The 23,824-nt window shown below is 46.0% G+C and carries 34 protein-coding genes; 32 read left to right on the top strand and 2 right to left on the bottom strand.

Annotated features, from left to right (window positions below; all coding sequences use genetic code 11):
* Positions 1-6 precede the first annotated feature (6 nt).
* Complete coding sequence (locus ACXAFJ_RS12245) at positions 7-471, bottom strand: TIGR02444 family protein (protein WP_475323697.1); 465 nt, start codon at positions 469-471, stop codon at positions 7-9.
* Positions 468-2,390 carry an ABC transporter ATP-binding protein gene (locus ACXAFJ_RS12240; protein WP_475323696.1) on the bottom strand — a complete coding sequence of 641 codons (1,923 nt, stop codon included), beginning with the start codon at positions 2,388-2,390 and terminating at the stop codon, positions 468-470. Before ACXAFJ_RS12240 ends, ACXAFJ_RS12245 begins: the two co-directional genes overlap by 4 nt.
* A gap of 206 nt (positions 2,391-2,596) precedes the next feature.
* Between ACXAFJ_RS12240 and kefG the strand changes: the two genes are divergently transcribed.
* From kefG to rpmJ, 32 genes are all read left to right on the top strand, one after another.
* Positions 2,597-3,172 (top strand): glutathione-regulated potassium-efflux system ancillary protein KefG, encoded by a 576-nt coding sequence (gene kefG / locus ACXAFJ_RS12235; RefSeq protein ID WP_475324121.1) that lies wholly within the window; start codon positions 2,597-2,599, stop codon positions 3,170-3,172.
* Entirely contained in the window at positions 3,159-4,955 is a 1,797-nt protein-coding gene (gene kefB / locus ACXAFJ_RS12230) for a glutathione-regulated potassium-efflux system protein KefB (RefSeq protein ID WP_475323694.1), read from the top strand. The genes kefG and kefB overlap by 14 nt, the downstream gene beginning before the upstream one ends.
* 8 nt (positions 4,956-4,963) lie before the next feature.
* On the top strand, positions 4,964-5,158 hold the full coding sequence (locus tag ACXAFJ_RS12225; RefSeq protein WP_475323693.1) for a YheV family putative zinc ribbon protein: 195 nt from the start codon (positions 4,964-4,966) through the stop codon (positions 5,156-5,158).
* Positions 5,159-5,251: 93 nt separating this feature from the next.
* Positions 5,252-5,794 (top strand): peptidylprolyl isomerase, encoded by a 543-nt coding sequence (gene slyD, locus ACXAFJ_RS12220; protein WP_475323692.1) that lies wholly within the window; start codon positions 5,252-5,254, stop codon positions 5,792-5,794.
* Between the two features lie 70 nt (positions 5,795-5,864).
* Entirely contained in the window at positions 5,865-6,806 is a 942-nt protein-coding gene (locus ACXAFJ_RS12215) for an isoaspartyl peptidase/L-asparaginase family protein (RefSeq protein ID WP_475323690.1), read from the top strand.
* A 138-nt stretch (positions 6,807-6,944) separates the two neighbouring features.
* Positions 6,945-8,261 (top strand): adenylosuccinate synthase, encoded by a 1,317-nt coding sequence (locus tag ACXAFJ_RS12210; protein ID WP_475323689.1) that lies wholly within the window; start codon positions 6,945-6,947, stop codon positions 8,259-8,261.
* A gap of 250 nt (positions 8,262-8,511) precedes the next feature.
* Positions 8,512-9,138 (top strand): flagellar protein MotX, encoded by a 627-nt coding sequence (gene motX / locus ACXAFJ_RS12205; protein WP_475323688.1) that lies wholly within the window; start codon positions 8,512-8,514, stop codon positions 9,136-9,138.
* Positions 9,139-9,549: 411 nt separating this feature from the next.
* Positions 9,550-11,979 (top strand): ribonuclease R, encoded by a 2,430-nt coding sequence (gene rnr, locus ACXAFJ_RS12200; RefSeq protein WP_475323686.1) that lies wholly within the window; start codon positions 9,550-9,552, stop codon positions 11,977-11,979.
* 12 nt (positions 11,980-11,991) lie between these two features.
* The gene (gene rlmB / locus ACXAFJ_RS12195) at positions 11,992-12,729 is read left to right on the top strand and encodes a 23S rRNA (guanosine(2251)-2'-O)-methyltransferase RlmB (RefSeq protein ID WP_475323685.1); all 738 of its coding nucleotides are present in this window, start codon (positions 11,992-11,994) and stop codon (positions 12,727-12,729) included.
* A 374-nt stretch (positions 12,730-13,103) separates the two neighbouring features.
* Positions 13,104-13,415: a 30S ribosomal protein S10 gene (gene rpsJ / locus ACXAFJ_RS12190; RefSeq protein WP_001181007.1), complete on the top strand. Its 312-nt coding sequence runs from the start codon at positions 13,104-13,106 to the stop codon at positions 13,413-13,415.
* A 14-nt stretch (positions 13,416-13,429) separates the two neighbouring features.
* Positions 13,430-14,059, top strand: coding sequence for a 50S ribosomal protein L3 (gene rplC / locus ACXAFJ_RS12185; RefSeq protein WP_475323683.1), 630 nt, complete (start codon positions 13,430-13,432; stop codon positions 14,057-14,059).
* Positions 14,060-14,075: 16 nt separating this feature from the next.
* The gene (gene rplD / locus ACXAFJ_RS12180; protein WP_475323682.1) at positions 14,076-14,678 is read left to right on the top strand and encodes a 50S ribosomal protein L4; all 603 of its coding nucleotides are present in this window, start codon (positions 14,076-14,078) and stop codon (positions 14,676-14,678) included.
* The gene (gene rplW / locus ACXAFJ_RS12175) at positions 14,675-14,977 is read left to right on the top strand and encodes a 50S ribosomal protein L23 (RefSeq protein WP_004398471.1); all 303 of its coding nucleotides are present in this window, start codon (positions 14,675-14,677) and stop codon (positions 14,975-14,977) included. The genes rplD and rplW overlap by 4 nt, the downstream gene beginning before the upstream one ends.
* Positions 14,978-14,993: 16 nt before the next feature.
* On the top strand, positions 14,994-15,818 hold the full coding sequence (gene rplB, locus ACXAFJ_RS12170; RefSeq protein WP_475323681.1) for a 50S ribosomal protein L2: 825 nt from the start codon (positions 14,994-14,996) through the stop codon (positions 15,816-15,818).
* Between the two features lie 20 nt (positions 15,819-15,838).
* Complete coding sequence (gene rpsS / locus ACXAFJ_RS12165) at positions 15,839-16,117, top strand: 30S ribosomal protein S19 (protein ID WP_475323679.1); 279 nt, start codon at positions 15,839-15,841, stop codon at positions 16,115-16,117.
* 10 nt (positions 16,118-16,127) lie between these two features.
* Positions 16,128-16,460: a 50S ribosomal protein L22 gene (gene rplV, locus ACXAFJ_RS12160; RefSeq protein ID WP_475323678.1), complete on the top strand. Its 333-nt coding sequence runs from the start codon at positions 16,128-16,130 to the stop codon at positions 16,458-16,460.
* Between the two features lie 20 nt (positions 16,461-16,480).
* Positions 16,481-17,179, top strand: coding sequence for a 30S ribosomal protein S3 (gene rpsC, locus ACXAFJ_RS12155; protein WP_475323677.1), 699 nt, complete (start codon positions 16,481-16,483; stop codon positions 17,177-17,179).
* Between the two features lie 11 nt (positions 17,180-17,190).
* The gene (gene rplP / locus ACXAFJ_RS12150) at positions 17,191-17,601 is read left to right on the top strand and encodes a 50S ribosomal protein L16 (RefSeq protein ID WP_006075723.1); all 411 of its coding nucleotides are present in this window, start codon (positions 17,191-17,193) and stop codon (positions 17,599-17,601) included.
* Positions 17,601-17,792 carry a 50S ribosomal protein L29 gene (gene rpmC / locus ACXAFJ_RS12145; protein WP_475323675.1) on the top strand — a complete coding sequence of 64 codons (192 nt, stop codon included), beginning with the start codon at positions 17,601-17,603 and terminating at the stop codon, positions 17,790-17,792. Before rplP ends, rpmC begins: the two co-directional genes overlap by 1 nt.
* A complete protein-coding gene (gene rpsQ, locus ACXAFJ_RS12140) occupies positions 17,792-18,046 on the top strand; it encodes a 30S ribosomal protein S17 (protein WP_475323674.1) in 255 nt (84 codons plus the stop codon). The genes rpmC and rpsQ overlap by 1 nt, the downstream gene beginning before the upstream one ends.
* Before the next feature lie 160 nt (positions 18,047-18,206).
* Positions 18,207-18,578: a 50S ribosomal protein L14 gene (rplN, locus tag ACXAFJ_RS12135; RefSeq protein WP_475323673.1), complete on the top strand. Its 372-nt coding sequence runs from the start codon at positions 18,207-18,209 to the stop codon at positions 18,576-18,578.
* 12 nt (positions 18,579-18,590) lie between these two features.
* Positions 18,591-18,908 (top strand): 50S ribosomal protein L24, encoded by a 318-nt coding sequence (rplX, locus tag ACXAFJ_RS12130; protein ID WP_475323671.1) that lies wholly within the window; start codon positions 18,591-18,593, stop codon positions 18,906-18,908.
* A 23-nt stretch (positions 18,909-18,931) separates the two neighbouring features.
* On the top strand, positions 18,932-19,471 hold the full coding sequence (rplE, locus tag ACXAFJ_RS12125) for a 50S ribosomal protein L5 (RefSeq protein ID WP_475323670.1): 540 nt from the start codon (positions 18,932-18,934) through the stop codon (positions 19,469-19,471).
* A 17-nt stretch (positions 19,472-19,488) separates the two neighbouring features.
* On the top strand, positions 19,489-19,794 hold the full coding sequence (gene rpsN, locus ACXAFJ_RS12120; RefSeq protein WP_475323669.1) for a 30S ribosomal protein S14: 306 nt from the start codon (positions 19,489-19,491) through the stop codon (positions 19,792-19,794).
* A 29-nt stretch (positions 19,795-19,823) separates the two neighbouring features.
* Positions 19,824-20,216 carry a 30S ribosomal protein S8 gene (gene rpsH / locus ACXAFJ_RS12115; RefSeq protein WP_475323667.1) on the top strand — a complete coding sequence of 131 codons (393 nt, stop codon included), beginning with the start codon at positions 19,824-19,826 and terminating at the stop codon, positions 20,214-20,216.
* A gap of 10 nt (positions 20,217-20,226) precedes the next feature.
* Complete coding sequence (rplF, locus tag ACXAFJ_RS12110) at positions 20,227-20,760, top strand: 50S ribosomal protein L6 (RefSeq protein ID WP_475323666.1); 534 nt, start codon at positions 20,227-20,229, stop codon at positions 20,758-20,760.
* Between the two features lie 9 nt (positions 20,761-20,769).
* Positions 20,770-21,123 (top strand): 50S ribosomal protein L18, encoded by a 354-nt coding sequence (gene rplR, locus ACXAFJ_RS12105; RefSeq protein WP_475323665.1) that lies wholly within the window; start codon positions 20,770-20,772, stop codon positions 21,121-21,123.
* Between the two features lie 14 nt (positions 21,124-21,137).
* On the top strand, positions 21,138-21,638 hold the full coding sequence (rpsE, locus tag ACXAFJ_RS12100) for a 30S ribosomal protein S5 (RefSeq protein ID WP_042478682.1): 501 nt from the start codon (positions 21,138-21,140) through the stop codon (positions 21,636-21,638).
* A 5-nt stretch (positions 21,639-21,643) separates the two neighbouring features.
* Positions 21,644-21,820 (top strand): 50S ribosomal protein L30, encoded by a 177-nt coding sequence (gene rpmD / locus ACXAFJ_RS12095; RefSeq protein ID WP_000201159.1) that lies wholly within the window; start codon positions 21,644-21,646, stop codon positions 21,818-21,820.
* 5 nt (positions 21,821-21,825) lie between these two features.
* Positions 21,826-22,260 carry a 50S ribosomal protein L15 gene (gene rplO / locus ACXAFJ_RS12090; RefSeq protein ID WP_475323663.1) on the top strand — a complete coding sequence of 145 codons (435 nt, stop codon included), beginning with the start codon at positions 21,826-21,828 and terminating at the stop codon, positions 22,258-22,260.
* A gap of 20 nt (positions 22,261-22,280) precedes the next feature.
* A complete protein-coding gene (gene secY / locus ACXAFJ_RS12085) occupies positions 22,281-23,615 on the top strand; it encodes a preprotein translocase subunit SecY (protein ID WP_475323662.1) in 1,335 nt (444 codons plus the stop codon).
* Between the two features lie 26 nt (positions 23,616-23,641).
* On the top strand, positions 23,642-23,755 hold the full coding sequence (rpmJ, locus tag ACXAFJ_RS12080; protein ID WP_074467396.1) for a 50S ribosomal protein L36: 114 nt from the start codon (positions 23,642-23,644) through the stop codon (positions 23,753-23,755).
* The last annotated feature ends 69 nt before the right edge of the window (positions 23,756-23,824 follow it).

The following is a 23,824-nucleotide window of genomic DNA, read 5'->3' as shown; positions in this document are numbered from 1 at the left end:
TTAAGATTAATGGCGAGGCTTGCTGAAAAACGAATAGAACGACTCGGCGCCAAGTTGTTGGCAGTATTCAAGAGTTAAACTAGGGTCACTAGTTTCCTGTAACGGTAGACTGTTTATACAGTCCACTAAATCGGCCTGCTGCTGTTTTTCTAGCAAAAGTTCAAACTGCAGCGCTTCGCGATACAAGGTATCCGGCGCTTGTGTTTTCATCTTTTTTCGCAGTTCACGATACTGAGTAAGTAAGGCTTCAGAACGGCCCAAACATGCTTCCACTTGATGCCAATTTTGCTGATCAAACGCAATACCTTGCTCATCTAAAAACTTGAGTAACAAAAGTAAATTGACGTTGCCATGATAGAGGTTTTGCAGTTTCAAGCAGGCTTCTTTTACTTCACGCACGCTGTAATACTGCAGGCTAAACTGCCACAGATGCTCTAGGGTGAGCGATAAGCGTGCGTGAGTGTCGGTCATGCTTGATTAAAGTCCTGCTCCAGGGATTCGAGTTCTTCTTGCAGAGCCATCCACTCCATTTCTACCTGTTCTAATTCACTCTTACAACTGGCTTGTTCCGATAATACTTGGTTGAGTCGAATTTTGTTGCTATCGTCGTAAAGGCTTGTGTCGGATAACTCAGTTTCCGCTACCGTCACTCGCTCTGTCAGACTGTCCATCTTTTTTTCCAGCTGAGTCAGTTTTTTTCGAATTGGTGCGGTCTGGGCTCGAAATTCCGCTTCGCGTCGTTTTTGTTCTTTACGTGATGCAGCGCTGTTTTCACTAGATTTAACGGTAGTGTCGGCTTTGTCTGCTTGTTTCTCTAATTTTTGTTGGTCGGTAAGCCATTTGTAATAATCGTTGAGGTCACCTTGGAAAGGCGCGACTTGTTTGTCATGGACCAAATACAAATCATCTGTTGTGGCTCTTAATAAGTATCGATCGTGGCTTACGATAACCATAGCGCCTTCGAAGGTTTGCAAGGCTAACGTCAATGCTTGGCGCATGTCCAAATCCAAATGGTTGGTTGGCTCATCGAGTAGCAATAGATTAGGCTTGGTCCAGACCACCAATGCCAAGACTAAACGCGCCTTTTCGCCACCAGAAAACGGACCGACTTTTTCTAGCGCTTTGTCACCCTGAAACCCAAAGCTACCTAAGTAATCACGTAACTGTTGCTCAGTTTGATCCGGTGCGATTTGCATCATGTGTTGCAATGGCGTTTCTTCTGGGTGAAGGGTTTCAAGCTGGTGCTGGGCAAAATAGCCAATCTGAACACCCTGTGAATACATCAGGTCGCCACTTTGTCTTTGCAGCTCTTTAGACAGTAATTTGATGAGTGTCGACTTGCCAGCTCCGTTGCGACCGAGTAGGCCAATACGGCTCCCAGGAACAAGGTTGAGACGAATTTTTTCCAGGATGACGTTATCGCCATAACCTGCAGAGACCTCATCCATAATAATAATTGGATTAGGTAGTGATTTAGGCTCTCGAAACTCAAAGCTGAATGGGTTGTCATATTGAGCTGGCAGCACTTTCTCCATTCGCTCAAGTGCTTTGATTCGGCTTTGGGCTTGCCGTGCTTTACTTGCTTTGTAACGGAAGCGATCGATGTAGCTTTGCATGTGCGCCATTTGTTTTTGCTGCTTTTGGTACATCGCTTGTTGCAAAATAAGCTTTTGAGCTCGTTGTTCTTCAAAAGACGAATAATTGCCGGTGTATTCGTTGAGTGCTTGGTTCTCGATATGAATAATTCGACCGACGACCGGGTCTAAAAAGTCTCGGTCATGCGAGATAAGAACCAAGGTGCCCGGATAGTTTTGCAGCCATCGCTCGAGCCACATAACCGCATCTAGGTCTAAGTGGTTGGTGGGCTCATCGAGCAACAACAGATCAGATCGACATAGTAGCGCTTGAGCCAGATTTAAACGCATCCGCCAGCCGCCGGAAAACTGGGTTAGATTCCAGCTCATTTGCGCTTGCGAAAACCCCAAACCATCAAGCAGCTCTGCCGCGCGGGACTTAATGCTGTAACCACCAATGGTTTCAATATGACCGTGTAATTCTGCGACTAGGTTGCCATTGTCCTGAGCCTCAGCGTCAACCAGCTTTGCTTCCAATTGACGAAATTCTCTGTCGCCATCAATGACATAATCCAATGCAGTTCGGTCGATTGCGGGTGTTTCCTGCGCAACCCAAGCCATTTCCCAATGTGTGGGAACACTTGCGGTACCTGCATCCACACTCAGCTCATCTTTGATCAGCGCAAACAAGGTAGACTTACCACAGCCATTTTTGCCAACCAAGCCCACTTTGTCACCCGGATGGATAGTAGCCGATGCTTGATCTAATAAAGGTTTGCCACCGCGAAGTAGCTGAATGTCGGAGAAGGTGATCATGAGATTTCGTGCCTAGCTAAATACGTGGTGCATAGTAGGCAGTTACGACAAAAAAGTCGACTTTTGCTTCAAGTCTTGAGGTATAGGCGCCAAGTTACTGAATCACTGACACTTATAGCAACTAGGTATATACTGATTGAATATGCTTGCTTGGGCGTACCGTTGATAGTGTGCGCCACTTTGGAATCCAGTTGGTCAATCAAGGAATGATAGAAACCTCTACCACCACACCAAAAGTATTGGTGATCTTTGCGCATCCAGAGCCGCAGAGCTCGATTGCAAATCAAATTATGCTGAAGAAAATTCAGTCGCTTGCGCATGTCAAAATTCACGACTTATATAGCTGCTACCCCGATTTTTTTATTGATGTGCAGAAAGAGCAAGCCTTGCTGTTAGAGCACGACATTATTGTGTTTCAACATCCACTGTATATGTATTCCTGCCCAGCTTTGCTTAAAGAATGGATCGATAGAGTGATCGGTAAAGGCTTTGCGTTTGGTGAAGGCAAGGCATTGGAAGGAAAGTATTGGCGTAGTGTGATAACCACCGGCGGAAAACAAGAAGCGTTTAGCCCAGAAGGGTATAACAAGTACCCATTGGAGCAGATACTGCAACCTTATGAGTTGACGGCCTCACTTTGTCGGATGATTTGGATGGAACCTTTGGTTTTGTATTGGGCTCGCAATGTGTCTGACGTTGAGCGCTATCAACATGCGGAGCGATACAGACGATGGTTGATTGATCCATACGGGGTATGGGAGGAAGACAATGGCGGCAATTGAGAACGATTTTTTACAAAGCTCAATGATCTTCCTAACGTCCGCTGTGATCGCAGTGCCTTTGGCGCAGCGACTTGGGCTTGGCTCGGTACTTGGCTACTTACTCGCTGGTGTCGCGATTGGTCCGTGGGGGTTGGGACTGATTAGCGATGTCGACTCCATACTGCATTTTGCTGAGTTTGGCGTGGTGTTACTGCTGTTCTTGATTGGTTTAGAACTGAATCCAGAAAAGTTGTGGACCATGCGAGGCCCAATACTGGGCTTAGGTGGAGCACAGGTTGTTGTGACTACCTTTGTGATTGCACTGATCGCTAACCTCTCAGGGGTCTCATGGCAAACTAGCCTAGTGATTGGCATGGGATTGGCGTTATCGTCTACCGCCATTGCACTAAAGGTTATCGAAGAGCAGGGGTTGGCCCGAAAAGAAACGGGGCAATCTGGGTTTGCTGTGCTTCTGTTTCAAGATATAGCAGTAATACCCATGCTGGCCGTATTACCGCTTTTGGCGGGCAACACCTCCGGCAATTGGGTAGATGGCGTTAAAATGCTGGCCGGTGTCGTCGGGCTTATGGTAGGGGGGCACTATTTGCTGCGTCCACTGTTTCGCTATGTAGTGATGAGTGGGGTTCGGGAACTGTTTACCGTCGCGGCCCTGTTACTTGTGATTGGCATTGCACTTTTGATGCAGCAACTCGGGCTGTCTATGGCACTGGGTACATTTTTAGCTGGTGTGTTGTTAGCGGAAAGTGAGTATCGACATGAACTCGAAATTGCCATAGAGCCCTTTAAAGGTCTACTGCTTGGTTTGTTTTTTATCGCAGTTGGTATGGCGGTAAATCTAGGTTTGTTGGCATTGCAACCAGTACCAATATTATTAGCCGTTGTTGCGTTAGTTTTACTTAAGGGCGTCATTCTCTACTTCTTAGCCCTGTTCATGGGCATTGGCACCAAAGCGCGCAGCAAAATGGCAGCAATTCTGAGCCAAGGGGGCGAGTTTGCATTTGTTATCTTTGCTGCTGCGAGCTCTGAAGGGCTACTTTCAACACAACAAACTGCAGTCCTGCTAGTGATTGTCAGTTTGTCTATGGTCACCACGCCATTGCTATTAATGCTGCAGAATCGTTGGTACGCACGAAAACTGAATCAAGATACTGAAGCCTCTCATTCCGATGTGATAAACAAAAAACCTCGAGTGATCATCGCTGGGTTTGGACGATTTGGACAAATTGTCGGCCGCTTGATGTACGCCAACAAAATCAAAGTCACCATTTTGGAAAGCGATGCCAGTCAAATAACCTTGTTGCGAAAATACGGTTACAAGGTGTTTTATGGCGATGCCACTCAACTGGATTTACTGCGCGCCGCAGGCGCCGATGAAGCCGAAGCCATAGTTATTTGTACAGACTCCCCCGAAGAGATCATGAAAATAGTCGAGTTGTGCCAGCAACATTTCCCTCACTTAAAACTTTTGGCTCGCGCGCGTAGCCGAGTTGAGGCTTATCAGTTGTTGGGGCATGGAGTAGAAAACTACTCTCGCGAAACCTTTTTGGGTGCTTTAGACTTGGGACGCCAAGTTTTGGTGCAACTCGGAATGCATCCCTATCAGGCCAAAAGAGCCGAAGCACACTTCCGAAAACTCGACAATGGCATGCTGAAAGAGCTGCTTCCGCAACATAATGAAGATAAACAATTGGCCTTAAGAGCCAAAGAAGCTCGTAAAGAATTGGAGGAGATCTTTGACCGTGAAATGGAAAGCGATCGCCAATCCAAGAATTACTGGCAGTAGGACATAACGTGAAAAAAAGATTTATAGCAGGGGCCAGTTGCCCTCATTGCAACGCTCAAGACACTCTGAGATGGTGGGAAGAAAACAACATCGAAATGGTGGAATGTGTAGATTGTGACTTCACTGAAAAACGCACACCCAAATCGATTCAAGAAAACCCTCACGCTCAGCAAGATATGATAGGGATTTTTAAACCAGACTGATTGTGTTTCTATCTTTAGCCTTCATAATAGCGCCAACTATTTTATCGATGGTCTTAGCCATTTCAGTGCGCCTATTTGGCCCTTGGAGCAAAAATGAATATTGAAAAAAACGCGGTGGTAAGTCTCGCTTACCAAGTAAAAACAGAAGAAGGTGATTTGGTAGACCAATCAACTGCTGATGCGCCTCTAGATTATTTGCATGGTTGTAACAATCTGATTGTTGGCTTAGAAAAAGCGCTTGAAGGTAAAACAACAGGTGACAAATTCAGCGTAACCGTATCTCCAGAAGAAGCGTACGGTGAGTTTAACGATGCGCTAGTACAACGTGTGCCTGCGAACGTATTCCAAGGTGTAGACAGCATTGAAGTTGGTATGCGTTTCCTGGCTGACACGGATCAAGGTCCGGTTCCAGTCGAAGTGACAGAAGTAGACGGCGACGAGGTTGTGGTAGATGGTAACCACATGCTTGCTGGTCAGACTCTGACTTTTGACGTGGAAGTGATTGCAATCCGCGAAGCAACAGAAGAAGAAATTGAGCATGGTCACGTTCACCAAGCTGGTGGCTGTGGCAGCCATGACCACGACCACGGTGAAGAAGGTGGTTGTTGTGGTGGAAGCTGCTCAAGCGACAAATAAACCCAATCCAATGAATGGACGGCATTAATTGCCGTCTTTTTTTTACGCAAATTTTCTTGAAGAGACAAAAATGGATAAGCCTTTTTCAATTGCCATTCACGGTGGTGCTGGGACCATACTTCGCTCGCAAATGAGCGATGAACTCAGAGAGCAAGTTCTGGCTGATTTAAAGCAGTCCGCAATGGCTGGGCATGAAATCCTAAAGCAAGGTGGCGACGCGTTAGACGCAGTGATTGCGGCGGTAAAAGTTCTAGAAGACTCACCTCGCTTTAATGCCGGTAAGGGCTCGGTAATGACCCACTCTGAAAATATTGAAATGGATGCATCGGTTATGCATGGTTTACACGGCGAAGCAGGGGCCGTTGCAGGCATCAAACACATTAAAAACCCGGTTGAGCTTGCAGGTCACATCTTGCGAGAAAGCGAACATGTATTCTTAATTGGGGAGGGTGCCGAGACCTACGCTTTCGAACAGGGCTTTGAGCATACCGAGCAAAGTTATTTCTTCACAGAACGACGTTACCAGCAATTGCAATCCATGAAAGAAAAAGGCTTGTTTGCTTTGTCTGAGTCAAAATATCCCGATGATCGCAAACATGGCACCGTAGGTGCAGTTGCGCTAGATAGCAACGGAAATTTAGCCGCGGCCACCAGTACCGGCGGTGTGACCAACAAAAAATATGGCAGAGTGGGAGACTCGGCGCTGATCGGCGCAGGCACATTTGCCGAAAATGGTAACGTAGCTATATCGACCACGGGTATGGGAGAGTTTTTCATTCGCAAACATGTTGCTGGAGATGTAGCGGCTAGAATGCGTTACCTAAACGAAGATGTTCATACCGCTTGCGAGTATGTCATTAATGGTGAGCTAAAAGAAATAGGCGGTGAAGGCGGATTGATCGCAATCGATTGCGGGGGAGTGATACATTTTGCGATGAACAGCTCAGGAATGTATCGAGCTTGTGTTGATATTCACGGTGAATTTAGTGCGAAAATCTACGCGGACGAGTAACTGAATTAATAAAAGATCAGTAATGATAAGTACTTAGAGGATAAGCTACTTCGGCAACACTGTGTGTCTAAAAAATGACTGCATCACATCACATTCTTTGCTAGAATCCATTTTTAACCAGTAATCAGACTTGGAAAGATGGGTAATAACGTAGTCGTTCTAGGCACCCAGTGGGGTGACGAAGGTAAAGGTAAAATCGTAGACCTTTTAACTGAAGATGCAAAATACGTGGTTCGCTACCAAGGCGGTCACAACGCAGGTCACACTCTAGTCATTGACGGTGAAAAAACCGTTCTTCATTTGATTCCATCCGGAATTCTCCGCAACAACGTAAAATGTATCATTGGTAATGGTGTAGTCCTGTCTCCAGATGCATTGTTGAAAGAAATGAAACCACTAGAAGAGCGCGGCATCCCAGTTAGCGAACGTCTTTTCATTTCTGAGGCTTGTCCTCTTATTCTTCCTTACCACATTGCATTAGACCAAGCGCGTGAACTCGCCCGCGGCAAAAAAGCGATTGGTACCACTGGCCGAGGTATCGGTCCAGCGTATGAAGATAAAGTTGCGCGTCGCGGTTTGCGCGTTGGTGACTTGTTTGACATGAACGCTTTTGCTGAAAAGCTAAAAGAAGTGATGGAATACCATAACTTCCAGCTTGTTAACTTCTACAAGGCAGAGCCAGTAAGTTACGAGGAAGTGCTTGAGCAAGCCAAAGGTTACGCTGATCTGCTAACATCAATGGTGATCGATGTAACCGACGAACTGGATGCGGCTCGAAAGCGTGGCGATAAAATCATGTTCGAAGGTGCGCAAGGTACTCTTCTTGATATCGACCACGGTACTTACCCTTACGTAACTTCGTCTAACACTACCGCTGGTGGTGTGGCTGCAGGTTCTGGTTTTGGCCCTCGTCACATAGGTTACATTCTTGGTATCACCAAGGCTTACTGTACTCGCGTAGGTTCAGGCCCATTCCCAACCGAGTTGTACGACGGTTTAGACAAACAAGACCCAGTAGGTAAACATCTAGGTGATGTTGGTCAAGAGTTTGGTGCCACGACGGGTCGTTTACGTCGTACTGGTTGGTTTGATGCTGTTGCGATGCGTCGCGCTATCCAAATCAACTCGATTACTGGATTCTGTTTAACTAAGCTAGATGTTCTTGATGGTCTTAAAGAAATCAAGATCTGTACTGGTTACCAGATGGATGATGGTTCTGTATTAGAAGTGTCACCAATGGCTGCTGAATCATTCGAAAAAGCGACGCCAATTTACGAAACGATGCCTGGTTGGTCAGAAACGACCTTTGGTGCCAAGTCTCTAGACGCATTGCCACAAGCAGCGCTTGATTACATCGCTCGTATTGAAGAATTGACGGGTGTGCCAGTAGACATTGTTTCTACAGGTCCAGACCGTAATGAAACCATCATTAAGGTTCATCCATTTGAATCCTAATGACATCTAGTTATCTAGATTTAGAAAACCGGCAACCTTGCCGGTTTTTTTGTGTCCAAATGAAGATGACTTAACCAAGGGGTGATGCTATTTTCAACACATAGTGATGAAAAACTCGTGATTGTGACTAAAGTGCGGCAACAGTTTGCCGATAATCTTAAGTGAAGCAGACATTGTTCCCAAGTGTTCGGAATGAGACACCGGGTATGAAGCGCGCTGATGATTATCGTCATTCAAAATGAGAAACGTTATGAAGCTACTGACAGTAGCAGCTTCGTTATTGTTGACACTGAGTTCGACTTTCTCCCATGCGCAAGTGGGCGAACCAGTACCGATATACACCGAAGCTGAGCTGATAAAACTAATTCAGCAGAACAAACATTTGGAACGTGTTAAAGCCGACCAGTGTCAGTTGGTGGAAGACATTGTGGCGCGTGCAACTCGTATTAGCTTGCCATCTTATGAGTTTCTCTATGGTGATATGCTGGCTTGGGGCGTATGTGTAGAGCAGGATGTGGAACTGGGCCTTTACTACATTGAAAACGCCGCTCACCAGGGTTTGCCTACTGCTTTGGAAAAATTAGGTAGCTTGTATTCACGCGGAATTTTAGTTCAGCAAGACAAAGAGCGAGCGATTCCCTATCTCAGAGAAGCAGCGGCAATGGGTAACTTACAAGCGCGTATCCACCTTGCCGAGCTACTATTACGTGATTACGGTAGCCCGCTTGATTACGAAGATGCTTATCGCTGGTTGTACAACACAGTAACGGCAGACCAAAGAAAACATCAGCGCATTCGATTATTAAGGGAAAGCCTTGAGATGCGGATGCCACAGAATATCATTGCCAGAGCGAAAAAACGCGACACCTTCTGGTAATAAATCTCTGATATCAATGCCCACTTCGGTGGGCGTTTTTGTTTTTATATGTAGCTTAATCGCACAGTCAGATATACTTATACCCAAGTGGCTTCAAGATGCAGGATTCAGAGCTACATATTCTGGTTTAGTTCAAGGAAAAGAACGCAGTGGAATGACGAGTCCTTTCCAAATTCTTTGACGAAGAAATGAGACAGAATATGAGCTCCCAAGGGCGAGTTTAACTGACCTTCATACTGTGTTATCGATTCTCGATGTAGAATGACTATAGCTTCAAATCGATGCCTTGCCTGAAGGTCAGTTAACTCTCGCTGAAACTCGCATCTTGAAATTACTTGGGTATAAACAAATAGAACTGAAAAACTAATGCCATTTCAGTTATCGACATCTCGTCACAACATCAGGAAATCTATGTCAGACCACCTCCCTCAAGATCCACACGCCAAACGCGAAGCGAATAGCTACGAGAATCCGATTCCGAGTCGTGAGTATATTCTCAGCTATCTAGCCGAAGTGAATGTTCCCTTAAATCGCAATGATCTCTTCGAAGCGTTAAAGCTGGAAGGGGAAGAACAGTACGAAGGTTTACGCCGTAGATTAAGAGCGATGGAACGAGATGGTCAGTTAGTGTTTACTCGCCGACAGTGCTATGCGCTTCCAGAGAAGCTTGAAATGATCAAAGGCACAGTGATTGGTCACAAAGACGGCCATGGCTGGGTAAGGCCAGAAGGTAGCACTAAAAAAGAAGATGATATTGTGTTGCCTCATCATCAGATGCGCCAAGTCATCCATGGCGACTATGTGCTGGTACAGCCAACAGATAACACCAAACGAGGACGTCGAGAAGGTCGCTTGGTTCGTGTGTTAGAAGAGCGAAACAATCAAATTGTTGGCCGTTTCTTTACTGAATATGAATATTCTTATGTGGTGCCGGATGACTCTCGTATCTGTCAGGATATCTTGATTCCCACTGATCTACGTGCTGGTGCCCGTATGGGAAATGTCGTCGTTATTGAAATTACTGACAGAGGCGCGCGCTCACGTGGCATGATGGGTAAAGTGGTCGAAGTACTTGGAGAAAATATGGCACCGGGTATGGAAACGCAAGTCGCTATCCGAACGCACCAGATCCCGCACGAGTGGCCTCAAGAAGTAGATAAACAAATCGCAGGGCTAGGGGAAGAAGTTCCGGAAGAAGCGAAACAAGGCAGAGTAGACCTTCGTGATTTACCTTTGGTTACCATCGATGGCGAAGATGCACGTGATTTTGATGATGCCGTGTATTGTGAAGCCAAAAAAGGTGGCGGTTGGCGCTTATGGGTTGCTATCGCTGATGTAAGCTACTACGTTCGACCGGATACGGCGCTAGACAAAGAAGCTATCAACCGCGGCAATTCGGTGTATTTCCCATCACAAGTAGTGCCTATGCTGCCAGAAGTTTTGTCAAACGGTTTGTGTTCGTTAAACCCACAGGTCGATAGACTTTGTATGGTGTGTGAGATGACCGTTTCCGCGCAAGGCAAGTTGTCAGGCTACAAGCATTATGAAGCGGTAATGAACTCGCACGCTAGATTGACTTACACCAAGGTCGGTCAAATATTGGATGGTGATGAGGAGCTACGTGAACGTTATCAAGCGCTCGTACCTGATTTAGAACAGCTTCATCAGATGTACCAAGTTTTAAAAAGTGCCAGAGAACAGCGCGGCGCCATTGAATTTGAAACGGTCGAAACCAAGTTCATTTTTAATCCTGAGCGCAAAATAGAACGCATTGAACCTGTGATTCGCAACGATGCACACAAGATTATTGAGGAGTGTATGATTTTAGCGAACATCGCTTCGGCATCTTTGGTAGAGAAAGCGAAAGAACCGGCGCTGTATCGAGTGCACGAAACACCAGGCGAAGAAAGACTGGTAGCGTTTAGAGATTTCCTTGGTGAATTAGGACTAAATCTATCTGGTGGACTAGAGCCATCGCCAACGGATTACGCACAGTTAGTTTCACAAATTGGCGAACGTGAGGACAAAGAGCTCATCCAAACCATGTTGTTACGCTCGATGAAGCAGGCTGTGTATAACGCTGATAATGGCGGTCATTTTGGTTTGGCGCTCAAACGATACGCTCACTTTACCTCACCGATTCGTCGTTATCCTGACCTGCTGTTGCATCGAGCGATCAAATACCTGATTGCCAAAGAAAATGGCACAGTAAAAGACCGCTGGACGCCAACAGGTGGATACCATTATTCATTCGACGACATGGATGTATTTGGTGAGCAGTGCTCGATGACCGAAAGGCGAGCAGATGATGCAACTCGAGAAGTATCAGATTGGCTCAAATGCGAATATATGCAAGACCATGTTGGTGAAGAGCTCGATGGTGTGATTGCTAATGTCACCAGTTTCGGCTTTTTTGTTCGGTTAACCGACTTGCACATTGATGGCTTGGTGCATATTTCAACCTTGGCGAACGATTACTATCAGTTCGACCCAGCAGGCCAGAGATTGATTGGCGAAAGCTTCGGCCATATCTATCGTCTAGGCGATAAAGTCAAAGTCAAAGTGCTGTCAGTGAACTTGAATGACCGCCAAATTGACTTTGAATTGTTAGAAAGTGGTCGTACACTGCGCGGCAAAGGAAAGACTGCAAAAAAACGCTCAGCTGAAGCAAAAGCAAGAGCCGGTAAAGCCAAATACGCAAATGCTAAGTCCGGTAGAAAAGCAAAAGCGCTCATCGAGCCAACTAAATCGCCAGACGAAAGCAGTCCTCGAAAAAAGAGCAAAGCTCAAAAGACCCGTAAAAAGAAAAAACAGGGCGGAAAGACCCGCACTAAGAAATAAATCGAGAACACCATGAGTCAAGAATTTATCTACGGCATTCACGCTGTGAAAGCGGTACTGAGCAAAGAACCAGAACGTTTTGTCGAAGCCTATATGTTAAAAGGGCGCCAAGACGACAGACTATTACCAATCCTAAATGAGCTCCAGTCAATTGGTGTATCAATTCAGACTATGGGCAGAAAGGCGCTGGATGATAAATCACGTGGCGCATCTCATCAGGGCGTAATTGCGAAAGTTAAACCAGCTAAAGCGCTAAACGAAAACGATCTCGAAGATATCCTAGATCGTACGGAGAGTCCTTTATTGTTGATTTTGGATGGCGTTACCGATCCTCATAATTTGGGAGCTTGTTTACGTAATGCTGACGCTGCAGGGGTTGCGGCTATTATTGTCCCTAAAGATAAATCAGCCAATATGAACGCAACCGTGAGCAAAGTAGCTTGCGGTGCGGCGGAAACGGTACCACTGATTCGTGTCACTAACTTAGCTCGAACTATGCGCACTATACAAGAACGCGGTATCTGGTGTGTCGGTACAGCAGGTGAAGCAAAGCACGATATCTATAAAGCAAAACTAACAGGCCCGTTGGCAATAGTTATGGGAGCAGAAGGCGAAGGGATGAGACGCCTTACTCGCGAAACCTGTGATGACCTGATCAAAATTCCTATGGCAGGTGAAGTGTCGAGTTTGAATGTGTCAGTGGCATCGGGTATTTGTCTATTTGAGGCTGTGCGGCAAAGACAGAATTAGTCGAACTTGAATATAAGAACAACGCGGTATATTGCCGCGTTTTTCATTTTTTGTAGCTTAGTAAATAATTCGTGCGTTTTTCAAACAATCCTTGCAAGCTAAGCTGTGATGCGTATAATACCGCGCACTGGCCTAGCCAGTTGTGAACCAATGAGCAATGAGGAGCATGTCGTCTTAACGGTGACAAGGTAATGTAAACTCAGCTTATGTTCGCAGTTAATTTACTAACTTTTTATTAAGTTAGCTTCAATTAGCTGACAATGTTCCCGATTTGGGAACTACGGTTTCACATAAATCAATCGGCATTCTCTCACCCTGAGTGAGTATGAGTGGCGATATTGTTTGTGTAATTTTTAATTTTGGAGCTCTGTCTCATGCAGAACCAACGTATTCGTATCCGCCTTAAAGCTTTCGATTACAAACTAATCGATGCTTCTACTGCGGAAATCGTAGAAACAGCTAAGCGTACCGGCGCACAGGTTCGTGGTCCAATCCCACTTCCTACTCGTAAAGAGCGTTTCACTGTTCTTATCTCTCCTCACGTAAACAAAGATGCGCGTGACCAGTACGAAATCCGTACTCACAAGCGTTTGATCGACATCGTAGAACCAACAGACAAGACAGTTGACGCTCTAATGCGTCTAGACCTTGCTGCTGGTGTTGATGTTCAAATCAGCCTAGGTTAAGGGAGATTAGCAGAATGATTGGTCTAGTCGGACGTAAAGTGGGTATGACCCGCGTATTTACCGAAGAAGGCGTTTCTATCCCAGTAACTGTTGTTGAGGTTGAAGCGAACCGTGTATCTCAAGTTAAAACTCTTGAGTCAGACGGCTACGCAGCAATCCAGGTAACTGCTGGTGCTAAGAAAGCTAACCGTGTATCTAAGCCAGAAGCTGGTCACTTTGCGAAAGCAGGTGTTGAAGCTGGCCGCGGTCTTTGGGAATTCCGTTTAGAAAACGGCGAAGAGTTTGAAGTTGGCGCTGAGCTAACTGTTGAGCTTTTCAACGACACTAAGAAAGTAGACGTTACTGGCACATCTAAGGGTAAAGGTTTCCAAGGCGCTGTTAAGCGTTGGAACTTCAGCACTCAAGATGCGACCCACGGTAACTCTTTGTCTCACCGTGCTCCAGGTTCTATCGGTCAATGTCAGACTCCTGGTCGCGTATTCAAAGGCAAAAAAATGGCTGGTCACATGGGTGCTGAGCGTGTAACGACTCAAAACCTAGAGATCGTACGCGTTGACGCTGAGCGTAACCTGCTTCTTATTAAAGGTGCAGTCCCTGGCTCAACTGGCGGCAACGTAATCGTTAAACCAGCGATTAAAGCATAACGTCTAGGAGTAAGTAATGGAATTGATAGTTAAAGGTGCTGATGCACTAACTGTTTCCGAAGCTACTTTCGGACGTGAGTTCAACGAAGCTCTTGTACATCAAGTAGTTGTTGCTTTTGCAGCAGGTGCTCGTCAAGGCACTCGTGCTCAAAAAACACGTTCAGAAGTTTCTGGCGGTGGCGCTAAGCCATGGCGTCAAAAAGGTACTGGCCGCGCTCGTGCTGGTACAATTCGTAGCCCAATCTGGCGTACAGGTGGTGTTACTTTTGCTGCGAAACCACAAGATCACAGCCAAAAAGTAAACAAGAAAATGTACCGTGGTGCTATGAAAAGCATTCTTTCTGAGCTTGTTCGTCAAGAGCGTCTAATCGTTGTTGACAACTTCTCAGTAGAAGCACCAAAAACTAAAGAGCTAGTTGCTAAGCTTAAAGAGCTTGAGCTAACTGACGCACTTATCGTGACTAGTGAAGTAGATGAGAATCTATTCCTAGCAGCTCGTAACCTATACAAAGTTGACGCTCGTGACGTTGCTGGTATCGACCCAGTTTCACTAATCGCGTTTGACAAAGTTGTAATAACTGCTGAAGCAGTTAAGCAAGTAGAGGAGATGCTAGCATGATCACTGAAGAGCGTATCCTAAAAGTTCTACGTGCACCGCACATCTCTGAAAAAGCAACTATGGCTGCTGAGAAAGCGAACACTATCGTTTTCAAGGTAGCAAAAGATGCAACTAAGAAAGAGATCAAAGCAGCTGTAGAAAAGCTATTTGAAGTTGAAGTTAAGTCTGTAAATACTCTTATCACTAAGGGTAAGACCAAACGTCAAGGTCTACGCCAAGGTCGCCGCAGCGACGTTAAGAAAGCGTACGTTACCTTGAAAGAAGGTCAAGATCTTGACTTCGTTGGCGGCGCGGAATAACAGGAGTAGTTGAGAAATGGCTATTGTTAAATGTAAGCCGACTTCCCCTGGTCGTCGTCACGTTGTTAAAGTTGTTAACGCTGACCTACACAAGGGCAAGCCATACGCACCACTTCTAGAGAAAAACTCTAAGAACGGTGGTCGTAACAACAACGGTCGTATCACAGTACGTCACATCGGCGGTGGTCACAAACACCACTACCGTGTAATTGACTTTAAGCGTACTAAAGATGGCATCCCAGCGAAAGTTGAGCGCCTAGAATACGATCCAAACCGTAGTGCAAACATCGCTCTAGTTCTGTACGCAGATGGTGAGCGTCGTTACATTATTGCACCAAAGGGTATCCAAGCTGGTGATCAGATCCAGTCTGGCGTTGATGCACCAATCAAAGCGGGTAACGCTTTGCCAATGCGCAACATCCCAGTGGGTTCTACAGTTCACAACGTTGAACTTAAGCCTGGTAAAGGTGCTCAGCTAGCTCGTTCAGCTGGCGCATATGCTCAAATCGTTGCTCGCGACGGTGCGTACGTAACTCTACGTCTACGTTCTGGCGAAATGCGTAAAGTATTGTCTGAAGGCCGTGCAACTATCGGTGAAGTAGGCAACTCTGAGCACATGCTACGTGAACTAGGTAAAGCTGGTGCTAACCGCTGGCGCGGTGTTCGTCCAACCGTTCGTGGTGTTGTGATGAACCCAGTAGACCACCCACACGGTGGTGGTGAAGGTCGTACTTCTGGTGGCCGTCACCCAGTTTCTCCATGGGGCGTACCTACTAAAGGCTACAAAACCCGTAAGAACAAACGCACTGACAAGTACATCGTACGTCGTCGTAATAAGTAATCTATTTAAGAGGATAAGCCATGCCACGTTCTCTCAAGAAAGGTCCATTTATTGACCTACACTTGCTGAAGAAGGTAGAGAAAGCGGTGGAAAGCGGAGACAAAAAGCCTATTAAGACTTGGTCCCGTCGCTCAATGATCATTCCTACAATGATCGGTTTGACCATCGCTGTCCATAATGGTCGTCAACACGTGCCAGTTTTTGTAACTGACGAAATGATCGGTCACAAACTGGGTGAATTTGCACCTACTCGTACTTACCGCGGCCACGTCGTGGATAAGAAAGCGAAGAAGAAATAAGGAGTAGATAATGGAAGCTATCGCTAAACATAACTTTGCTCGTATTTCTCCGCAGAAAGCTCGCTTAGTTGCAGATCAAATTCGTGGAAAATCAGTAGACCAAGCTCTAGAACTTCTTACTTTCAGCAACAAGAAAGCGGCTGATTTAATCAAGAAAGTTCTTGAGTCTGCTATCGCTAACGCGGAGCACAACGAAGGTGCTGATATCGACGATCTAAACGTCGCTAAAATCTTCGTAGATGAAGGCCCTATCATGAAGCGTATTATGCCTCGTGCTAAAGGCCGTGCGGATCGTATCTTGAAGCGTTCAAGCCACATCACTGTTGTTGTAGCAGATCGCTAAGAGACTAGGAGAGTAAGCAAATGGGTCAAAAAGTACATCCTAATGGTATTCGTCTTGGCATCGTTAAGCCTTGGAATGCTACATGGTTTGCTAACACCAAAGAGTTCGCTGACAACCTAGACGGCGACTTCAAGGTACGTCAGTTCCTTACTAAGGAACTTTCAAAAGCGTCACTATCACGTATCGTTATCGAGCGTCCTGCTAAGAGCATCCGTGTGACTATTCACACTGCTCGTCCAGGTGTTGTTATCGGTAAGAAAGGTGAAGACGTTGAGAAGCTACGCGCAGCTGTAGCTAAAATCGCAGGTGTACCAGCGCAAATTAACATCGCTGAAGTACGTAAGCCTGAGCTAGATGCACAACTTGTTGGTGACAGCATCGCGTCTCAACTAGAGCGTCGTGTTATGTTCCGTCGCGCTATGAAGCGTGCGGTACAAAATGCAATGCGTCTAGGCGCTAAAGGTATCAAAGTAGAAGTAAGCGGCCGTCTAGGCGGTGCTGAAATTGCACGTTCAGAGTGGTACCGTGAAGGTCGTGTACCTCTACACACTCTACGTGCTGACATTGATTACGCAACTTCTTCGGCTCACACCCAATACGGTGTGATCGGCATTAAAACTTGGATCTTCAAAGGTGAGATTCTAGGTGGTATGCCAGCAGCTAACGCTGTAGAGCCAAAAGGCGACAAGCCTAAGAAGCAGCGCAAAGGCCGTAAGTAAGGAGTCGACAGATGCTACAACCTAAACGTACTAAGTTCCGTAAGGTTCAGACTGGTCGTAACCGTGGTCTAGCTAAGGGTACTGACGTAAGCTTCGGTACTTTCGGCTTGAAAGCTGTAGGCCGTGGTCGTCTAACTGCTCGTCAAATCGAAGCAGCACGTCGTGCAATGACGCGTCATGTTAAGCGTCAAGGTAAAATCTGGATCCGTGTGTTCCCAGACAAACCAATCACTGAAAAACCACTTGAAGTTCGTCAAGGTAAGGGTAAAGGTAACGTTGAGTACTGGGTAGCCCAAATCCAACCTGGAAAGGTTATGTACGAAATGGACGGTGTACCTGAAGAATTGGCGCGTGAAGCGTTCCGCCTAGCGGCTCGCAAACTGCCATTCAAAACTACATTTGTAACTAAGCAGGTGATGTGATGAAAGCACAAGATCTACGCGAGAAGAGCGTTGAAGAGCTTAATGCTGAGCTTTTGAATTTGCTACGCGAACAGTTCAACCTGCGCATGCAGGCTGCTACTGGTCAGCTTCAGCAAACTCATACTCTAAAAGCTGTACGCCGTGATATCGCACGTGTGAAAACTGTTTTGAACGAGAAGGCAGGCGCATAATGAGCGACAAAATTCGTACTCAGCAAGGTCGTGTAGTTAGCGACAAGATGGACAAGTCTATCGTAGTTGCTATCGAACGTACTGTTAAACACCCTCTATACGGGAAGTTTGTACGTAAAACGACTAAACTACACGCTCACGATGAAAACAACGAATGTGGCCTAGGCGACAAAGTTGAGATTCGTGAATGTCGTCCACTGTCTAAGAAAAAATCTTGGACTTTGGTACGCGTATTGGAAAAAGCGAAGATTTAATCTCGTCTTTCCAAGCTAATAAAAACGGCCCCAAAGTTTCTTTGGGGCCGTTCGTTTTTTGACTACCCAATCACAAAAAAGGGTGGTACAATTCGCGTCCCTTTTATAAGGCAGCCCGACCCGAGAGGGTCTAGTTTTAAATATTTAGCGGAGCACTAACATGATCCAAATGCAAAGTACACTCGACGCTGCGGATAACTCCGGCGCTCGAAGCGTAATGTGTATTAAGGTTCTGGGTGGCTCTCACCGCCGTTATGCACATATCGGAGACGTCATCAAAGTTACTGTAAAGGAAGCAATTCCTCGCGGTAAAGTTAAGAAAGGTGATGTTCTTAAAGCGGTGGTAGTGCGCACCCGTAAAGGCGTTCGTCGTCCAGACGGTTCTGTCATTCGCTTCGACCGTAATGCTTGTGTATTGTTGAATGACACTACTGAGCAACCAGTCGGTACACGTATCTTTGGTCCAGTGACTCGTGAACTTCGTAATGACAAGTTCATGAAGATTGTTTCACTGGCTCCAGAAGTTCTGTAAGGAGCGGCAACAATGGCAGCTAAAATCCGTCGTAATGACGAAGTAATCGTTCTTGCTGGTAAAGATAAAGGCAAGAAAGGTAAAGTAACTAAGGTTCTGACAACTGGTAAAGTTATCGTTGAAGGTATCAACCTAGTTAAGAAACACCAAAAGCCAGTTCCGGCTCTTAATATCCAAGGTGGTATTGTTGAGCAGGAAGCAGCTATCGATGTTTCTAACGTGGCTATCTACAACGCGGCTACTGGTAAAGCAGACCGTATCGGTTTCCGTTTTGAAGAAGGCAAAAAAGTGCGTTTCTTCAAGTCAAACGGTGAAACCCTTTCTAATTAATAGAAGTAATTTGGAGTTCTACTATGGCGAAACTGCATGATTACTACAAGTCGTCTGTAGTTGCTGAGCTTACCAAAGAGTTCGGCTACTCAAGCGTCATGCAAGTCCCTAGAATCGAAAAGATCACCCTTAACATGGGTGTGGGTGAAGCAATCAACGACAAGAAGCTTCTAGAGAACGCAGCAGCTGATATGGCGACCATTTCTGGTCAAAAGCCACTTATCACTAAAGCGCGTAAATCTGTTGCAGGCTTCAAAATTCGTGAAGGCTACCCAATCGGTTGTAAAGTAACCTTGCGTGGCGAACGCATGTGGGATTTTCTTGAGCGTTTGATTTCAATTGCTCTTCCACGTGTACGTGACTTCCGTGGTGTTAGCGCTAAGTCTTTTGACGGTCGCGGTAACTACAGCATGGGCGTTCGCGAGCAAATCATCTTCCCGGAAATCGACTTTGATAAAGTTGATCGAGTACGCGGTCTAGACATCACTATTACGACGTCTGCTGGTACTGATGAGGAAGGCCGTGCTCTGCTGGCTGCCTTTAACTTCCCATTCCGCAAGTAAGGTGAAGGGTTACTGTTATGGCTAAAAATTCGATGAAAGCACGTGAAGTAAAGCGTGCAAAACTAGTTGCTAAATTCGCTGAAAAGCGTGCAGCACTAAAAGCTATCATCAGCGATGTAAACGCATCTGAAGAAGATCGTTGGGATGCGGTTCTTAAGCTGCAATCTCTTCCACGTGATTCAAGTCGTTCTCGTCAGCGCAACCGTTGCAACCAAACTGGTCGTCCACACGGTTACCTACGTAAATTCGGTCTGAGCCGTATCAAAGTTCGTGAAGCTTGCATGAAAGGCGAGATTCCTGGACTTCGTAAGGCTAGCTGGTAATTGCCACTTAATCATTTGGAGTAAATCTTATGAGCATGCAAGATCCGATTTCGGATATGCTGACCCGCATTCGTAACGGTCAGGCAGCAAACAAAGTTGCTGTTAAAATGCCTTCTTCAAAGCTTAAAGTTGCAATTGCTGCACTACTAAAAGCTGAAGGTTACATCGTTGACTTCGCTGTAGAAAGCGGAGCAAAACCAGAGCTAGAAGTTACGCTTAAGTACTTCCAAGCTAAACCAGTTATCGAGCAACTAAAGCGTGTTTCACGTCCTGGTCTGCGCGTCTACAAGAAAAAAGACGAGCTACCATCAGTGATGGGCGGTTTAGGTGTTGCTGTCGTTTCAACTTCCAAAGGTCTTATGTCTGACCGTGCTGCACGTAAAGCAGGCCTTGGTGGTGAAATCATCTGCTACGTAGCTTAAGGAGTAGAATATGTCTCGTGTTGCTAAAGCACCTGTCGCTATTCCAGCTGGCGTAGAGGTGAAGTTGAATGGCCAAGATGTGACTGTAAAAGGTCCTAAAGGCGAATTGACTCGCACATTTAACGATGCTGTTGTAATCGCGCAAGAAGAAAACAACCTAACTTTCGGTCCTCGCGAAGGTGTTGCTAACGCATGGGCACAAGCTGGTACAGCTCGCGCTCTAGTTAATAACATGGTCGTTGGTGTTACTGAAGGCTTTACTAAGAAGCTGACTCTTAAAGGTGTTGGTTACCGTGCTGCTATCAAAGGCAACGCTGTAGGTCTAACACTAGGCTTCTCACACCCAGTTGAGCACGCGTTGCCAGCAGGTGTTAAAGCGGAATGTCCAAGCCAAACTGAAATTGTCCTAACTGGTTGTGATAAGCAATTGGTTGGTCAAGTTGCGGCTGACATTCGTTCTTACCGTGAGCCTGAGCCTTACAAAGGTAAAGGTGTTCGTTACGCAGATGAACATGTGCGTACTAAAGAAGCTAAGAAGAAGTAAGGTAACACTATGGATAAGAAAGCATCTCGCATCCGTCGTGCTACACGTGCACGTCGTAAGATTGCAGAACTTGGTGCAACTCGCCTAGTCGTACACCGTACTCCTCGTCACGTGTACGCGCAGGTTATTGCGGCAAACGGCTCTGAGGTTATCGCAGCAGCTTCTACTGTTGAAAAAGCGATCCGTGAGCAAGTGAAATACACTGGTAACGTCGATGCAGCTAAAGCAGTTGGTAAAGCTGTAGCTGAGCGCGCTCTTGAAAAAGGCGTTGAAGCTGTTGCATTTGATCGTTCTGGTTTCCAATACCACGGTCGAGTAGCGGCGCTAGCAGAATCTGCTCGCGAAGCTGGTCTGAAATTCTAAGGTAGGGTTGGAAGATGGCTAAAGAACAACAACAAGCTAGTGATTTGCAAGAAAAGCTAATCGCCGTTAACCGTGTTTCTAAAACGGTTAAAGGTGGTCGAATCATGAGCTTCACTGCACTAACAGTAGTTGGTGACGGTAACGGTCGCGTAGGTTTCGGTTACGGCAAAGCTCGTGAAGTACCTGCTGCGATTCAAAAAGCAATGGAAAAAGCGCGTCGTAACATGACTACTATCGCGCTTAACGAAGGTACTCTTCACCACCCGGTGAAAGGTCGCCATTCGGGCTCTAAAGTTTACATGCAGCCAGCTGCAGAAGGTACGGGTGTTATCGCAGGTGGTGCGATGCGTGCTGTACTAGAAGTAGCCGGTGTACACAACGTACTATCTAAAGCATACGGTTCTACGAACCCTATCAACATCGTTCGTGCAACGATCGATGCACTAGGTAGCATGAAGTCACCAGAAATGGTTGCTGCTAAACGTGGTCTAACTGTTGAATCTATTTCGGAGTAAGCACCATGGCAACTATTAAAGTTACTCAAACTAAAAGCTCAATTGGTCGCCTACCTAAGCACAAAGCTACTTTGCGCGGTTTAGGCCTTCGTAAAATCAACCACACAGTAGAACTTGAAGATACTCCGTGCGTTCGCGGTATGATCAACAAGGTTTACTACATGGTTAAAGTTGAGGAGTAATCATCATGCGTTTGAATACTCTATCACCGGCTGCGGGTTCTAAGCCTTCTAAGAAGCGCGTAGGTCGTGGTATCGGTTCGGGCCTTGGTAAAACAGGTGGCCGTGGTCACAAAGGTCAAAAGTCACGTTCTGGCGGCAGCGTTCGTCCAGGCTTTGAAGGCGGTCAAATGCCTTTGAAACAGCGTCTACCTAAGTTCGGTTTCACTTCTCGCAAGAGCCTAGTGACTGCTGAAGTTCGTCTAGGTGAACTAGCGAAAGTAAACGGCGACGTTGTTGACTTGAACAGCCTTAAAGCTGCTAACGTCATTACAAAGAACATTGAGTTTGTTAAAATTGTTCTTTCAGGTGAAGTTACTAAAGCTGTGACTGTTAAAGGTCTACGTGTAACTAAAGGCGCAAAAGCTGCAATCGAAGCTGCAGGCGGTAAAATCGAGGAATAATCTCGAGGATTGAGGTACAGATGGCTAAGAAACCAGGACAAGATTTTCGTAGTGCTCAGAGCGGTGTAAGTGAACTTAAGTCGCGCTTACTCTTTGTAATAGGTGCACTTTTAGTATTCCGAGCCGGTTCTTTCGTTCCGATCCCTGGTATTGACGCTGCTGTACTTGCCGAATTGTTCGAACAGCAACAGGGTACCATCGTTGAAATGTTTAACATGTTCTCCGGTGGTGCACTTGAGCGTGCATCTATTTTAGCACTGGGCATCATGCCGTATATTTCGGCTTCGATTGTTGTCCAGTTGCTAACTGTAGTTCATCCAGCGTTAGCGGAACTCAAAAAAGAGGGTGAAGCAGGCCGTCGTAAGATTAGCCAATATACGCGTTACGGCACGCTTGTACTTGCAACATTCCAAGCAATTGGTATTTCAACGGGTCTTCCGAACATGGTCGATAATCTGGTTGTTATCAACCAAACCATGTTTACCCTGATTGCCACTGTGAGTCTAGTAACCGGTACCATGTTCTTAATGTGGTTAGGTGAACAGATCACTGAGCGCGGAATTGGTAATGGTATATCACTAATTATCTTTGCAGGTATTGTTGCAGGATTGCCTTCGGCAATTGGTCAAACAATCGAGCAAGCGCGTCAAGGTGAATTGCACGTACTTCTACTGCTGTTAATTGCGGTTATTGCATTTGCAGTTATTTACTTCGTGGTCTTTATGGAGCGTGGTCAGCGTCGTATCGTTGTTAACTACGCAAAACGCCAGCAAGGTCGTAAAGTATTTGCTGCTCAAAGCTCTCACCTACCATTGAAAGTTAATATGGCAGGTGTAATTCCAGCAATTTTTGCATCAAGTATTATTTTGTTCCCAGGAACATTAGCTCAGTGGTTTGGTCAAAATGGCGCCAGCAGTTCCTTCGGTTGGTTAACCGATGTGTCTTTGGCTTTAAGTCCAGGTCAACCGCTATACGTAATGCTTTATGCAGCGGCAATTATCTTCTTCTGTTTCTTCTATACTGCGTTGGTATTTAACCCACGCGAGACAGCAGATAACTTGAAGAAGAGTGGTGCATTCGTACCCGGTATCCGCCCAGGCGAGCAGACAGCCAAATACATTGATAAAGTAATGACACGCCTAACATTAGCTGGCGCAATGTACATTACCTTTATCTGTCTGATTCCTGAGTTCATGATGGTCGCGTGGAACGTACGTTTCTACTTCGGCGGTACATCTCTACTAATCGTAGTGGTAGTTATCATGGACTTTATGGCACAGGTACAGACTCATCTGATGTCACAACAGTATGATTCTGTGTTGAAAAAAGCTAACCTGAAAGGCTACGGCCGTTAATTCAGGTTCACTTACGGAGTTTAGCAATGAAAGTTCGTGCTTCCGTTAAAAAAATCTGCCGTAACTGTAAAGTTATCAAGCGCAACAGTGTTGTTCGCGTAATTTGCAGCGAGCCAAAGCACAAGCAGCGCCAAGGCTAAAAAGCAGCAGAAATTTTTACTTGAAATGTAAGGTAGTGTCGAGTATATTCCTCGGCCTACCTTTTGCGT

This window comes from Vibrio sp. ABH4_348 (assembly GCF_056159765.1).
Note: the sequence above shows the minus strand (reverse complement) of the source record. Positions and strands in the feature narration are given on the sequence as shown.